Annotated in this window: 14 protein-coding genes; 3 read left to right on the top strand and 11 right to left on the bottom strand. The window is 44.3% G+C overall.

Annotation, left to right across the window (positions count from 1 at the left end):
* Window positions 1-8: 8 nt before the first annotated feature.
* The 5 genes from sucA to sdhC all read right to left on the bottom strand — a co-directional run bounded on the left by sucA (window position 9) and on the right by sdhC (window position 6,125).
* The gene (gene sucA / locus NO992_RS05255) at window positions 9-2,822 is read right to left on the bottom strand and encodes a 2-oxoglutarate dehydrogenase E1 component (RefSeq protein WP_010371459.1); all 2,814 of its coding nucleotides are present in this window, start codon (window positions 2,820-2,822) and stop codon (window positions 9-11) included.
* Window positions 2,823-2,906: 84 nt separating this feature from the next.
* A complete protein-coding gene (locus NO992_RS05260; protein ID WP_010371461.1) occupies window positions 2,907-3,626 on the bottom strand; it encodes a succinate dehydrogenase iron-sulfur subunit in 720 nt (239 codons plus the stop codon).
* Window positions 3,627-3,636: 10 nt separating this feature from the next.
* Window positions 3,637-5,409: a succinate dehydrogenase flavoprotein subunit gene (gene sdhA / locus NO992_RS05265; protein WP_371374966.1), complete on the bottom strand. Its 1,773-nt coding sequence runs from the start codon at window positions 5,407-5,409 to the stop codon at window positions 3,637-3,639.
* Window positions 5,410-5,757 (bottom strand): succinate dehydrogenase, hydrophobic membrane anchor protein, encoded by a 348-nt coding sequence (gene sdhD, locus NO992_RS05270; RefSeq protein ID WP_010371467.1) that lies wholly within the window; start codon window positions 5,755-5,757, stop codon window positions 5,410-5,412.
* The gene (gene sdhC / locus NO992_RS05275) at window positions 5,748-6,125 is read right to left on the bottom strand and encodes a succinate dehydrogenase, cytochrome b556 subunit (protein ID WP_125252744.1); all 378 of its coding nucleotides are present in this window, start codon (window positions 6,123-6,125) and stop codon (window positions 5,748-5,750) included. Before sdhC ends, sdhD begins: the two co-directional genes overlap by 10 nt.
* Window positions 6,126-6,541: 416 nt before the next feature.
* Between sdhC and NO992_RS05280 the strand changes: the two genes are divergently transcribed.
* The 3 genes from NO992_RS05280 to NO992_RS05290 all read left to right on the top strand — a co-directional run bounded on the left by NO992_RS05280 (window position 6,542) and on the right by NO992_RS05290 (window position 9,554).
* Complete coding sequence (locus tag NO992_RS05280) at window positions 6,542-7,828, top strand: citrate synthase (protein WP_010371472.1); 1,287 nt, start codon at window positions 6,542-6,544, stop codon at window positions 7,826-7,828.
* Window positions 7,829-7,930: 102 nt separating this feature from the next.
* On the top strand, window positions 7,931-9,142 hold the full coding sequence (locus NO992_RS05285; protein WP_253104802.1) for an aminotransferase class V-fold PLP-dependent enzyme: 1,212 nt from the start codon (window positions 7,931-7,933) through the stop codon (window positions 9,140-9,142).
* A gap of 4 nt (window positions 9,143-9,146) precedes the next feature.
* Entirely contained in the window at window positions 9,147-9,554 is a 408-nt protein-coding gene (locus NO992_RS05290; RefSeq protein WP_239420742.1) for a SufE family protein, read from the top strand.
* 29 nt (window positions 9,555-9,583) lie between these two features.
* Here NO992_RS05290 and tcdA read toward each other — a convergent pair whose 3' ends face one another.
* The 6 genes from tcdA to msbA are packed head-to-tail and all read right to left on the bottom strand — an operon-like array spanning window position 9,584 to window position 14,694.
* Window positions 9,584-10,381, bottom strand: a complete 798-nt coding sequence (gene tcdA, locus NO992_RS05295) for a tRNA cyclic N6-threonylcarbamoyladenosine(37) synthase TcdA (protein ID WP_371374970.1) — start codon at window positions 10,379-10,381, stop codon at window positions 9,584-9,586.
* A 1-nt stretch (window position 10,382) separates the two neighbouring features.
* Window positions 10,383-11,048 (bottom strand): TIGR01621 family pseudouridine synthase, encoded by a 666-nt coding sequence (locus tag NO992_RS05300; RefSeq protein WP_371374973.1) that lies wholly within the window; start codon window positions 11,046-11,048, stop codon window positions 10,383-10,385.
* Window positions 11,035-11,796, bottom strand: coding sequence for a 3-deoxy-manno-octulosonate cytidylyltransferase (gene kdsB, locus NO992_RS05305; protein ID WP_253104793.1), 762 nt, complete (start codon window positions 11,794-11,796; stop codon window positions 11,035-11,037). Before kdsB ends, NO992_RS05300 begins: the two co-directional genes overlap by 14 nt.
* Window positions 11,784-11,981 (bottom strand): Trm112 family protein, encoded by a 198-nt coding sequence (locus NO992_RS05310; protein WP_010371492.1) that lies wholly within the window; start codon window positions 11,979-11,981, stop codon window positions 11,784-11,786. Before NO992_RS05310 ends, kdsB begins: the two co-directional genes overlap by 13 nt.
* The gene (lpxK, locus tag NO992_RS05315) at window positions 11,971-12,954 is read right to left on the bottom strand and encodes a tetraacyldisaccharide 4'-kinase (protein ID WP_371374978.1); all 984 of its coding nucleotides are present in this window, start codon (window positions 12,952-12,954) and stop codon (window positions 11,971-11,973) included. The genes NO992_RS05310 and lpxK overlap by 11 nt, the downstream gene beginning before the upstream one ends.
* Window positions 12,955-14,694: a lipid A export permease/ATP-binding protein MsbA gene (gene msbA, locus NO992_RS05320; protein WP_371374981.1), complete on the bottom strand. Its 1,740-nt coding sequence runs from the start codon at window positions 14,692-14,694 to the stop codon at window positions 12,955-12,957. It abuts the gene before it with no gap.
* Between the last annotated feature and the right edge of the window lie 33 nt (window positions 14,695-14,727).

Below are 14,727 nucleotides of genomic sequence, written 5' to 3' on the forward strand. Positions count from 1 at the left end.
CTTATTCCTTATTTCTTAATTGTTAAAGCGTCAGCAATTAACGCGTTTTGTTCTTTAGTATGTGTAGACATGTATCCACATGCTGGTGCAGCTGAAGCCTTACGGCCTGCATAAGTCAGATTTGCGCCAGCTGGGATAGCTTCCCAGAAATGATGCTGTGAACAGTACCAAGCACCTTGGTTTTGTGGTTCTTCTTGACACCAAACAAAATCTTTTACGTGCTGATAGCGAGCCATGATCTCATCCATCTCTTTGTGAGGGAATGGATATAGCTGTTCAACACGAACGATAGCCACGTTGTTAAGCTCTTGCTTACGACGCTCTTGCAGTAGTTCGTAATAAACCTTACCGCTACAGAACACTACACGCTCAACGTTTTCAGGATTGATATCATCAATCTCATCGATCATGTTATTGAATACGCCTTCGGATAGCTCTTCTAGGCTAGAAACAGCTAATGGATGACGTAATAGCGACTTAGGCGTCATTACAATCAGAGGACGACGCAGCGGACGAACCGATTGACGACGCAGCATTGCGTATACTTGCGCTGGTGTTGACGGCACACATACTTGCATATTGTGGTCAGCACAAAGCTGTAAATAACGCTCTAAACGCGAAGAACTGTGCTCTGGACCTTGACCTTCATAGCCATGAGGAAGTAGTAGTGTTAGACCACATAAACGACCCCACTTCTGCTCACCTGAACTTAGGAATTGGTCGAATACGACTTGCGCACCGTTGGCGAAGTCACCAAATTGCGCTTCCCATAATACCAATGACGTTGGCTCTGCTGTCGCGTAACCATATTCGAATGCAAGTACCGCTTCTTCTGATAGTACTGAATCGTACACTTCGAACAAGCCTTGACCTTCACGAATGTTTTGCAGCGGAAGATAAGTAGACGCGTCTTTTTGGTTATGAACTACGGCATGGCGGTGGAAGAATGTACCACGACCAGAATCCTGACCAGTAAGACGAATATCAGTGCCTTCATCAACCAAGGTCGCGTAAGCCAATGTCTCAGCCATACCCCAATCAAGCATTTTCTCACCTTGCGCCATAAGTTTACGATCATCGTAAATCTTTTTAACGCGTGATTGTGCTTTATGAGCCTCTGGGTAACTCGCAATCTTTTCACCAAGCGCTTTGAGTTTATCTAGCGCAACTTTTGGCTCATACGGCGTGTCCCAATCGTGACCAACATACTTAGACCAATCTGATGAGTGTTTGGTTTCTTTTTGAATTTCTTCTACAACACAAACGCCTTTATCAAGACCATTTCGGTAATCATCAGCAATTTGTTTCGCATCGTCTTCAGAAATCACACCTTCGCGTACAAGTTGATCAGCATACAATTGGCGAGGTACTGGGTGCTTTTTGATCTTCTGATACATCAGCGGTTGCGTTGCATTTGGCTCATCCGCTTCGTTGTGACCGTGACGACGGTAACATACTAAGTCAATCACCACATCACGTTTAAACTTATTACGGAAATCAAGTGCAACTTGTGTAACAAAAGCAACGGCTTCAGGATCATCTGCGTTCACGTGGAAGATAGGTGCCTGAACCATTTTAGCGATATCAGTACAGTATTCAGTCGAACGAGTGTCTTCGCGTTTTGACGTAGTGAAACCAACTTGGTTATTAACTACGATACGGATCGAACCGCCAACGCCGTATGCACGTGTTTGCGATAAGTTAAACGTTTCTTGAACGACACCTTGACCTGCGATTGCAGAGTCACCATGAATTGTGATTGGTAATGCTTTAGAACCACTTTGGCAATTCAAACGGTCAAGACGAGCACGTACCGAACCCATTACTACTGGGTTTACGATTTCAAGGTGAGATGGGTTAAATGCCAATGCCATATGAACATTGCCACCCTTCGTACCGAAGTCAGAAGAGAAACCCATGTGGTATTTAACGTCACCAGAACCTGCGTGCTCGCCATATTTACCAGCGAACTCGTCAAATAGTTCTTGTGGGTTTTTACCCAATACGTTCACTAGTACATTTAGACGACCACGGTGGGCCATACCAATTACGGCTTCTTGCTGACCGCTTTCACCAGCACGGTGAATAAGCTCTTTCAGCATAGGCACAAGTGAGTCACCGCCTTCTAGAGAGAAACGCTTAGCGCCTGGGAATTTTGCACCCAAGTACTTTTCTAAGCCGTCTGCAGCAGTTAGACCTTTGTAGATTCTTAGTTTGGTTTCTTTGTCGAATTGTGGCTTCGAGAAGGACGATTCCAAACGCTGTTGTAACCAACGTTTTTCTTCGGTAGAGGTGATGTGCATGTACTCAGCACCGATAGAGCCACAGTATGTCGCTTTAAGCGCAGCGTACAAGTCTTTGAGTTTCATTGTCTCTTTGCCACAAGCAAAAGAGCCAACGTTAAATTCTTTATCTAAGTCTGCATCGGTTAAATCATGAAAAGCAGGGTCAAGATCGCGAACACGTTCTCTATCCCAAATCCCTAACGGATCTAGGTTTGCGTTCTGATGACCTCTGAAACGGAATGCATTAATTAACTGCAGAACTTTAACTTGCTTGGCATCAGCAGAACCCTCTGCGGAAACCACGACTTCTCTGTGTTTGTTTTTAGCAAGCTCCGCAAATTGCGCTCTTACTTCTGAATGTTTAGTGTCAACATCCACTCCATCAACTTTAGGTAGTTGATCAAACACCTCTCGCCACTCTTCTGGCACTGAAGCAGCATCATCTAGATACGCCTCATATAGATCTTCTACGTACGCAACGTTACCGCCGTACAAATGCGAAGATTCTAGCCATGCCTTCATCACACCTTCGTGCATCTATTAGCCCTTTTATCTAGCGCAGAAACTCAAACGAAAACAAGATGGCAAGCTTTTGCTTGCCATCTTAGCTAGTAGTATGTGTTATACCGAACGGTTTAACAACATTGATTTAATTTGTCCAATTGCCTTAGTTGGATTAAGGCCTTTTGGACATACGCTAACACAGTTCATAATACTGTGACAGCGGAATACGCTGAACGCGTCATCAAGACCAGCAAGACGTTCTTCTGTCGCTGTATCACGGCTATCAGCCAAGAAACGATAAGCATGTAGAAGACCCGCAGGACCGATGAACTTGTCTGGGTTCCACCAGAAAGAAGGACAAGACGTTGAACAACATGCACAAAGAATACACTCGTACAGGCCATCTAGCTTTTCACGTTCTTCAATTGACTGAAGACGCTCTTCACCACCAGTTGGTTTGTCGTTGATCAAGAATGGCTTAACCTTCTCGTATTGCGTATAGAACTGGCTCATGTCGATTACCAAGTCACGGATCACCGGAAGACCTGGTAATGGACGAATGACGATCTTGCCTTTACCACCATTCTGCAAAGCAGAAATTGGAGTAATACATGCAAGGCCGTTTTTACCATTCATATTAATACCGTCAGAACCACATACCCCTTCACGGCATGAACGACGGAAAGATAAAGATGGATCTTGCTCTTTTAACTGCATAAGAGCATCTAATACCATCATGTCACGACCTTCCTCTACTTCTAGAGAATAGTCTTGCATGCGTGGTGCCGCATCTTCATCAGGATTATAACGATAAACAGATAATTCTAAAGTTGCCATCGCTTAGCTCCTAGTATGTACGTGCTTTCGGTGGGAATGCTTCACGAGTCTTAGGCGCGTAGTTAACTTCACGCTTACTCATAGACTCAGACTCTGGGTTGTAAATCGAGTGACACAACCAGTTTTCATCATCACGCTCTGGGTAGTCGAAGCGAGAGTGTGCACCACGACTTTCCGTACGGAAGTTCGCAGCAACCGCTGTCGAATACGCTGTTTCCATCAAGTTATCTAACTCTAGACACTCAATACGTTGCGTGTTGAATTCAGCAGACTTATCGTCAAGACGTGCGTACTGTAGACGCTCACGAATTTCTTTAAGTTCTTTAAGACCTTCAGCCATTGCATCACCTTCACGGAATACCGAGAAGTTAAGCTGCATACAACGTTGTAGATCTTTCTTGATTTGTACAGGATCTTCGCCCTGACCTTTCGCAGAAGTTTCCCAACGATTAGTACGCGCAAGTGCTGCGTCTACGTTATCGTTGCTTGCTTCTTTGGTGATTTCAGCATCTTTCAAGTAAGTACCAAGGAAGTTACCCGCCGCACGACCGAATACGACAAGGTCAAGCAGTGAGTTACCACCTAGACGGTTTGCACCGTGTACAGATACACACGCAATCTCACCTACTGCAAATAGACCTTCAACGATCTTTTCATTACCTTGACCGTCTACGTTTAGCACTTGACCGTTTACGTTAGTTGGTACACCACCCATCATGTAGTGACAAGTTGGGATTACTGGAATTGGCTCTTCTGCTGGGTCTACGTGTGCGAATGTCTTCGCTAGATCACAAACGCCAGGAAGACGTAAGTTAAGTGTCTCAGCACCTAGGTGGTCAAGCTTCAGCTTGATGTGCGGACCCCAAGGACCATCACAGCCACGACCTTCACGGATCTCAGTCATCATTGAACGTGCAACAACGTCACGTGACGCTAGGTCTTTCGCGTTTGGCGCATAACGCTCCATGAAGCGCTCGCCATCTTTATTAAGAAGGTAACCACCTTCACCACGACAACCTTCCGTTACTAGTACACCCGCACCTGCGATACCTGTCGGGTGGAACTGCCACATTTCCATGTCTTGCATTGAAATGCCAGCGCGTACCGCCATACCAACGCCGTCACCCGTGTTGATGTGCGCGTTCGTTGTTGATGCGAAAATACGACCCGCACCACCAGTTGCAAGGACAACTGCTTTTGATTTGAAATAAGTGATTTCACCTGACTCGATGTCGATTGCGGTGACACCCACTACATCGCCATTGTCATTTTTTACTAGGTCTAGTGCATACCACTCAGAGAAAACGTTTGTTTTGTTTTTAACGTTTTGCTGATATAGGCAGTGTAGCAACGCGTGACCAGTACGGTCCGCTGCGGCTGCTGTACGTGCCGCTTGCTCGCCACCAAAGTTTTTCGACTGACCACCGAAAGGACGCTGATATACGCGACCGTTCTCAAAACGAGAAAAAGGTAGACCCATGTTCTCAAGTTCAGTGATAGCTTCTGGACCTGTTTTACACATGTACTCGATAGCGTCTTGGTCACCGATGTAATCAGAACCTTTAACTGTATCGTACATGTGCCATTCCCAGTTGTCCTCGTGAGAGTTACCTAGCGCAACGGTGATACCGCCTTGTGCTGATACTGTATGAGAACGAGTTGGGAAAACTTTTGAAATAAGAGCACAAGTTTTGCCTGATTCCGAGATAGCAAGTGCCGCGCGCATACCCGCACCGCCTGCACCGACTACAACTGCGTCAAATTCACGTACGTTATATTTCACTTAAACACCCCACAGAACAAACAGACCAATAGCTACGTAAGCTAAAGCCATAAGGTTTAATACAAAGCCAAGAATAGTGCGAGTTGTTGAGTTCTTAACGTAGTCAGTTAGAACCTGCCACAAACCGATGCGTGTATGTACCATGATGCATACTAGTGTGATCATCGTTGCTGCTTTCACAGCTAAGTTTGAGAACAACCCTGACCAAGCTTCATAAGTCAGTTCAGGAGTAATTAGAAGATAGCCTACGATGAATACCGCGTAAGCTAGGATAATTAACGCAGTTGTACGTAGTGACACGTAGTCTTGTACGCCATCACGCTTTAGAGTCGCTTGATTTAAGACCATATCCATACTCCAGCCAAAATTGCTACGATAACCCAAAGTGCTAGTGCAATCTTCGCGCTATTGTTGCCTGATTCTAATTCTTCCCAATGTCCCATATCCTGGATCATGTGACGGATACCACCGATGATGTGGTAAGACAATACAGTTAGGGTGCCCCACGCGATGAATTTCGCGATAAAGCCAGACATCAGTTCTTTTACAAACTCGAAGCCTTCAGGAGAAGAAAGGGATTCAGACCAAGCCCAAATCACAAAGGTCAAAGCGAAGAAGAAAGCGACACCGGTGACACGGTGAAGAATCGACGCTTTAGCCGTTGGCGGCATAGATATAGTCGTAAGATCTAGATTTACAGGTCTTTGCTTTTTCACAGTTACTTGCCCATCTTTGCCCACAAAGGAGCTCATCTACTTGTTTTTATGAAACCCACCTACATATTGCAAATGTAGGTGGCACACTCTAGATAAACCAATTAGGACACCAAAAAGTTCACTCGAGTGTAAAAATTGATGTAAAAATAGGTTTACCCACAGACGATACGGTATAAAACCGTTGACAGTATATAAGGCTATGCGCCCTTTTACAATTCTTGTTTAGATAGAGACGCTTGCGAATTAGCGAATGGTCTAATATTTAATCGTCGTAGAATATTTATTATACATTTATGCATAAATCACAGAAAAATTGACTTTTAACCTAGGTTATAAGTTAGAATGATCTGAATTTGCTTAACATTAGTATCACAACATAACAATCAGAATATTGTTATTAAATAGGAGACAAATAGATGGCAGATAAAAAAGCCACAGTCCATATTGATGGTCACGATCCGATTGAGTTACCAATTTACGAAGGTACAGCTGGACAAGACGTAGTTGACGTTCGTTCTTTGGGTGCTCACGGCCTATTTACGTATGACCCAGGATTTATGTCGACTGCCTCTTGTGACTCGTCTATCACTTACATTGACGGTGCCAAAGGTGTACTGCTTCACCGCGGTTATCCAATTGAGCAACTTGCTGAAAATTCTAACTATATTGAACTTTGCTACCTACTATTAAATGGTGAATTACCAAGCGAAGAACAACTAGCTGAGTTCTCAGATGAGATCACTCGCAACACAATGATGCACGAGAAAATTGCAGCGTTTTTCCAAGGCTTCCGTGTCGATGCACACCCTATGGCAATGCTATGTGGTGTAGTTGGAGCGTTATCTTCGTTCTACCACTCAGATTTGGATATTTCTGACGAAGATCAACGTATGCGTTGTGCAATCAAGTTAGTAGCTAAGCTACCAACAATTGCTGCAATGGCGTACAAATATAACGTTGGCCAACCGTTCGTATATCCACGTAACGACTTGAGCTACGCAGAAAACTTCCTCCACATGATGTTCTCTGTGCCAGCTGAAGACTACAACGTCAGCCCTGTACTTGCTAAAGCAATGGATCGTATTTTCATGCTTCACGCAGATCATGAGCAAAACGCGTCAACTTCAACAGTTCGTCTTGCTGGCTCTTCAGGTGCAAACCCTTACGCGTGTATCGCGGCAGGTATTGCATCACTTTGGGGTCCTGCACACGGTGGCGCAAACGAAGCATGTTTGACGATGCTTGAAGAAATCGGCTCTGTTGATCGTATTGACGAGTATGTTGCAAAAGCAAAAGACAAGAACGATCCGTTCCGTCTAATGGGCTTTGGACACCGCGTTTATAAGAACTTTGACCCACGTGCGACAGTAATGCGTCAAACGTGTCACGAAGTGCTTAAAGAGCTAAACATTCAAGATCCACTGCTTGACGTTGCAATGAAACTTGAACAGATCGCCCTAGAAGACCCTTACTTCATCGAGAAGAAACTATACCCGAATGTAGACTTCTATTCTGGTATCATTCTTAAAGCAATCGGTATTCCAACAAGCATGTTTACGGTTATCTTCGCGATGTCTCGTACTGTGGGCTGGATTTCACACTGGAACGAAATGCTTTCTCAACCAGGACACAAAATTGGTCGTCCGCGTCAGCTTTACAAAGGCTACACGTCTCGCGACTACAAAACACAAAACGACAGATAATCTCGTTATTGTGTTTGAAAAGGCCGCTTAATGCGGCCTTTTTTGTTTTAATATCGCCGCGTATTCGTTAGAATCGCGCTGCTCAATTAACTCAGGTACGTTATGACTGACATCCAATCTCTGCGCAACGACTTTCCAATTTTGAACAAACAACTCGATGGGCAGCCGCTTTGCTATCTTGACTCTGCTGCAACTGCGCAAAAACCGAACAAAGTCATCGATGTCATAAAAACTTTTTATCAAAATGAGAATTCAAACGTACATAGAGGTTTACACACGCTTAGTGAAAACGCCACGGTTCGCTACGAAAGTGCCCGAGAAACAATTGCCAATTTTTTAAATGTAGAAACACGAGAAATCGTATGGACCAGCGGCGCAACTGAATCACTCAACTTGTTGGCTCATGGCCTGAGTGCACGCTTCAATTCAGACAGCGTCATTGCCATCAGTCCCTTTGAACATCACGCTAACATAGTGCCTTGGCAAGAAGCTTGTCAGCGTACCGGCGCAACTTTACTGGTGTTACCTATGTTAGACGGCGTCCTCGATGAGCAAGGCGCTATTGCGCTGTTAAAGCAGCATAAACCTGATGTGTTAGCCATGGGCCATGTTTCAAACGCACTTGGGAATATTCATCCAGTTGAGTCGCTCATTTCAGTTTGCAACGCCTTAGGTACCATCACGGTTATCGACGGCGCACAGTCTTTACTGCATTTGAGACCTGATCTGAAGGCACTGGATTGCGACTTTTATGTTTTTTCAGCTCATAAAGCGCTTGGACCAACAGGTGTCGGTGGACTTTATGGTAAATACCAGCAACTAAATGCGCTCCCCGTATACAAAACCGGCGGCGAAATGATAAAAGAAGTGAACTTCGAGCGTTCCAGCTATAGAGAGGCACCTGGCAAGTTTGAGCCCGGCACTCCCAATATTTCTGGCGTTATCGGATTTGCCGCAGCGATAGATTATGTAAACGAGATTGATCCCAGTGCACTTCAACGATACGAGCAAGCGCTCTACCACTCCCTTTTAGAGAAGCTAAGACAGATTAAAGGCATCACGGTTTATGGCGATACACAAAACAATGTTGGCGTCGTCAGTTTTAACTATAAAAACGAACACCACTACGATCTTGCCACACTACTCAATACATACGGCGTAGCAGTGAGAAGCGGACACCATTGTACTCAGCCGCTAATGAAAATGCTCAAGGTTAATGGGACTGTACGTGCAAGTTTGGCTTTTTATAATAACCAAGGCGATATTGAGCATTTTATTAATGCGTTAAATGCCACAATAGATTTATTAGATTAAACTTATGAATATTGAACATATCACAAAAAAATTATCCGAAAGTCACGGCTGGCAAGCCAAATACCGTGAAATTATGCTGCTAGGAAAACAACTTCCTGAGCTTCCTGATGCACTGAAAGTCGACTCAGCGTTAGTGTCTGGCTGTGATAGTAAAGTGTGGCTCTATGTTGACTTAGATGAAAGTGCGCAGCAACTCGTACTTATTGCCGACTCAGATACGCGTATTGTTAAAGGCTTACTTGCAATCATCATTGCAGCGTACGCAGGTAAAACGCCAGAGCAAGCAAGCCAGTTTAATGCTTATGAACTATTTGAGTCGCTTGGATTAATTGCTCACCTAAGCCCATCTAGAGGTAATGGTATACGTGCGATTGTTGAACAGATCCAAGTGCAGGCGGAGATATTAAAATAAAGTGATATAAAGTGCTCAAACGAGCACACTTATTCACTGCTTTTGCTTTGTTTATCGAGGTACTTACGTATTGCTTTGGACGCAGCAAAAAAACCAAAACTCCCGGTTACCATAGTGGCAGAGCCAAACCCTGTGGCGCAGTCCATATTTTTCCCACCTTCAGCTTGTTGCTTTGCTTTGCACACGGTGCCGTCGGTACTTGGGTAAACGAGTTGCTCTGTGGAATACACGCAATCCACGCCAAATTTACGTTTTGGATTATCACTAAAGTTATATTGTTTTCTGAGAATATAGCGTACTTTTGCCAGCAGCGGATCATGGGTCGTCTTTGCCACATCCCCATACTGGATCTGGCTCGGATCGGTTTGACCACCTGCACCACCTGTAGTGATCACCGGTATTTTATTTCGCTTACAATGCGCGATTAGCGCCGCTTTCTCTTTAACCGCGTCGATACAGTCAATAACATAATCAAAGCCTTGAATGTAGTTTCTAATGTTATCTAACATCAAAAAATCATCGATCAGGGTAACTTCACAATCAGGGTTAATCGCAAGACAGCGATCTCGCATTGCCTCAATTTTTTGCATCCCGATACTTTCGCTATGAGCATGTAACTGGCGGTTAATGTTGGTTACACAAATATCGTCCATATCGATAAGCGTTATTTTACCTATACCCGTTCTCACTAGCGCTTCTACAGCCCAACTGCCAACGCCACCAATACCAATGACACAAAAGTGTGCTTTACTTAATGCTTCCAACTCGGCGCTACCGTATAACCGACCAATACCGCCAAATCTTAGTTCTCTATTCGAATCCGTCATGTTACCACTCTAATTGACTTGGATTTTGCCAACTTGCAAAGATTTCATGTGCCAATAAATGGCCAAATACACCATCACCTTCAGGCGCCGCTTGATAGTGTTGATGGTTACCTTGCCACTCAAATTCAAGGCAAAATGCGTGAAGATACGTTCTATCTGCAGGCTCTCCACTATAGGCTAAATCGCCTAAAATTGGCGCACCGATGCTTTTTAGTGCCACCCGAATTTGGTGTGTTTTGCCGCTAAACGGTTTAACGATACAAGCGCGTAGGTTGGTCGCAACAGAGCATGAATAAAATCGAGTTACTGCAGGGTTTAGCTTAGTTTTAACCAGTTTATAGGTGCCTCTACGCGACTTCGCCATATCACCTTTTATCCAGCCTTGCTTTTTCTTCGGTTTAGCACTAACTAACGCCAGGTAAAATTTGTCTATTTTCCGAGCGGAAAACAGGCTCGTCAGCTGCTTTGCAGCCTCGCTAGACTTGGCTAAAAGGATGAGTCCCGATGTGACTTTATCGAGGCGGTGAACTGGAAATAAGGGATAGCCTAGTTGCTCCGTCAGTAAGGCGACAAAACCTGCACCGTCCTCACTATGGAAGCTCGTACCTTGTGGTTTGTATGCAACCACATAGTCTATCTCGTCCGCAATGAGCTTAAACTTTTCCATTCAGTATCTCTTGAACCCGTGCCAAATCTTCGGGAGTATCCACTCCAGCATGCACCGGCTTAGCCGCTTTAGCGACCTTAATTGTGTATCCATGATACAACACACGTAGCTGCTCTAGTGACTCTTGCACCTCTAGCGGTGAAACACTTAGCGATAAATAGGTTTGAATAAAGCCCGCACGATATGCATATATGCCAACATGACGTTTAAAATGGCTCACTGGAATGCTATTTTTGTCGAGCGTTAACATACTGTCACGCTGAAACGGAATAGACGAGCGAGAGAAATACAGTGCGTTGTCTTGAATATCAGACACCACTTTCACCGCATTCGGATTTAACACCTCTTCTACATCTTCCACATCAACGCACAAAGTCGCCATCGGTGCATCAGAATGATGCAGTAGTGCTGCCACTTGTGCGATGTTATCAGGCTCTAGCAGTGGCTCATCACCTTGTACATTGACCACCAAGGTTTGTTCGTTCAGTCCCAGTTGTTCAACAACTTCGGCGAGTCGCTCAGTACCTGATTGATGATCTTCACGAGTCATGAGCACATTATCAGTGAAGTTTTGCGCTGCCTCAAATACCGCACTGTGATCGGTAGCAATATAAACCGCTGCAGCGCCAGATTGAATAGCCTGTTCGTAAACACGCTGGATCATTGGTTTACCGCCGATATCAGCAAGTGGTTTACCAGGCAGCCGGCTTGAAGCATAACGCGCCGGAATAACGACTACGAATTCCACTGCTCAACCTCATCGCTGCTCAGTTCGCGCGCTTCGTTTTCCAATAACACAGGAATATCATCTTTAATTGGATACGCTAGCTTCGCTGCAGTGCTAATTAACTCTTTGTTTTCTTTGTCATATCTTAATTTTCCTTTACATACTGGGCAGGCAATTATTTCTAGTAATTTGGTATCAAAGGCCATGATAAATCTCTTTCTTTTTAAGTAAATTTAATACCGCTTTTTCAAGCGCTGATGTAGGTTTGGCATCTACTTTGAGGTAATACCAATTATCTTTTGCAAATGTGCGACACTTTACAGCATCTTTCTCTGTCATAAAAATAGCGCCGTTTTCAATTTGCGAGAAGTCGGACGCTTGATATGGATGATGATCCGCAAAATGTAGACTTTCACTCAGAACAATCCCTCTATCTCGTAGCGTATTTTCAAACCGCGCGGGATTACCGATAGCGCAGACTGAAGCGCCAGCCATTTCAATATTGGATGCTGGACTATCATCTGTAACACGAAAAAAACCAACGGTCTCTAGCGTGTAGGAATAACTCTCGCATCCACCATTGTATACGGCAAGATCGACACTCTGGATACGCTTAGGTAATTCTCTAAGGGGCCCTGCCGGCATCCATAAGCCATTACCAAAGCGTCGCACAGCATCAACAATACAGAATTCAATATCTCGGGCCAATTTATAGTGCTGTAGCCCGTCGTCGCTGACGATGATGTTTACATCGCTATTATCCAATAATTTTTCAATACTGGCTTGTCTGTCAGCACCAATCATCACTGGGCATTTCAATCGTTTGGCGAGTAAACAAGGTTCATCACCGCCCTCTTCCGTTGAGGTCGCTGCAGTGACCAAAAACGGGGTTGAGCTAGGTTTCGCACCGTAGCCTCGACTGATCACCCCAACCTTAAAACCAAGCTTTTCAAGAAAAGGGACTAACCAAAGCACAAATGGCGTTTTGCCATTACCGCCCACACTGATGTTACCGACAACAATAACCGGAACAGGCGAGCGGTACACGGGGCAAAAACCGAGTTGATAAAGCCCCTTTCTTATCAAGCTAATAAGTCCGAATAACAGGCTTAACGGAAGCAATAATAGTGTTAGTAGTCCCGGTTTTTCATACCAACTTTGCTCTATTTTTGATGCCATTTATTGCTCACCAAACTGCATTTTGCAAAGTGCATGATAAACCCCTTCCTGCGCGACTAATTCAGCATGCTTGCCTTGTTCGATTATCTTGCCTTTATCTAGCACATAGATGCAGTCGCAACGCTCGATTGTCGATAACCGATGGGCAATTACTATGGTTGTTTTGTCGGCCATCAGCTCTTCTAACGCTTGTTGGATCAAACGCTCAGATTCTGTATCTAATGCTGATGTTGCTTCATCTAAAATAAGGATAGGTGCATCTTTTACAATAGCACGCGCGATGGCGATACGTTGTCGTTGTCCGCCAGAAAGCATCACGCCATTTTCACCAACAACAGTATTTAGGCCCTCAGGAAGATCTTTAACAAATTCCCAAACATGGGCTTGTTTTACGACTTTTTCTAACGCTTCTTGCGATAACGGTTGCTTTAGCGAGTACATAATATTATTTGCAATGGTGTCGTTAAACAACACAACTTGCTGCGACACGATAGAAAACTGCGCGCGTAAATCCGCAAGCTGGTAATCATTTATATTCGTGCCATCTAACTCAATACTGCCCGCTTCAATATCATAGTAACGCGGTAAGAGATTAGAAATCGTTGATTTTCCTGAGCCACTTCTACCAACCAATGCGATACTCTGCCCAGCTTTGATTTCAAGGTTTAATGACTCAATCACCGGATCGTTTTTAGAAGGATAAGTAAAGGTTAAGTCTTTGACTTGTAGGTTACCTTGAGCACGAGATAAAGACTGAGTGCCAGTGTCCTTTTCTTTTTCAAGATCAATCACCGCAAACACACTTTTCGCCGCAGAGATCCCGCGTTGCAGGTCACTATTTACATTGGCAAGTTGTTTTAAAGGACGCAGCATCATCATCATAGAGGTGATCAAAGTGACAAAGGTGCCCGATGAAATTTTATCTACCATAGAAGGCATCGCGACAATCGCGAGTATCACCGCCATTGCGCCCGCCGCTATAATTTGGATGATAGATACGCTCAGCGCTTTAGTCGCGTCCATTTTTACGCGTTGCTGACGATTATGATTATTAACTTTAGCAAAGTGAGAGATAGTTTTATCTTGACCACCAAAGCCATGGATGACTTTATGACCCGCCATCATTTGCTCAGAGCTTTTCGTCACTTCTCCCATCGCATCTTGAATATTCTTGGAGATTTTCTTAAAACGCTTAGACACCACAGTAACTATCACCGCCACGATTGGTACCACAACTAAGAAAATGAGTGATAGCTGCCAACTTGCATAAAACATCGTGATAAGTAAGAAAAACACAAATGCACCTTCACGGATCAGCACTTGAAGCGCCTTAGTGACGGCTTGCTGTACCTGCTCTGTATCAAAAGTGATTTTTGATATCAATTCGCCATTAGAATGTTGATCATGAAATGAAACTGGTAGATACAACATATGCTCAAATAGTTGCTGTCGCAAAGCACGCACAACCTGAGACCCAACATAAGACAAGCAATATGATGCCATATAGTTAAAGATACCGCGTCCGATAACTAACGCGATAACAACAAAGGGAGCCAATTTTAGTACATCGCGATTGCCTGCAGTGAGGCCCTCATCGATAAACGGATCCATTAACGCAACGAACGAAGCGTCCATCGCAGCGTACCCTATCATGCCAATTACTGAAAATATGGCCGCGAGTTTAAAGTCTTTTACATAGCTAAATAATCTAGCGTAAATCTGCTTGTCGGTTGGTTGCATTGCCAGCCTCTACTTTTCTATATGGCATTATTG

The organism is Pseudoalteromonas sp. DY56-GL79 (genome assembly GCF_041414765.1).
GTDB lineage: Bacteria > Pseudomonadota > Gammaproteobacteria > Enterobacterales > Alteromonadaceae > Pseudoalteromonas > Pseudoalteromonas piscicida.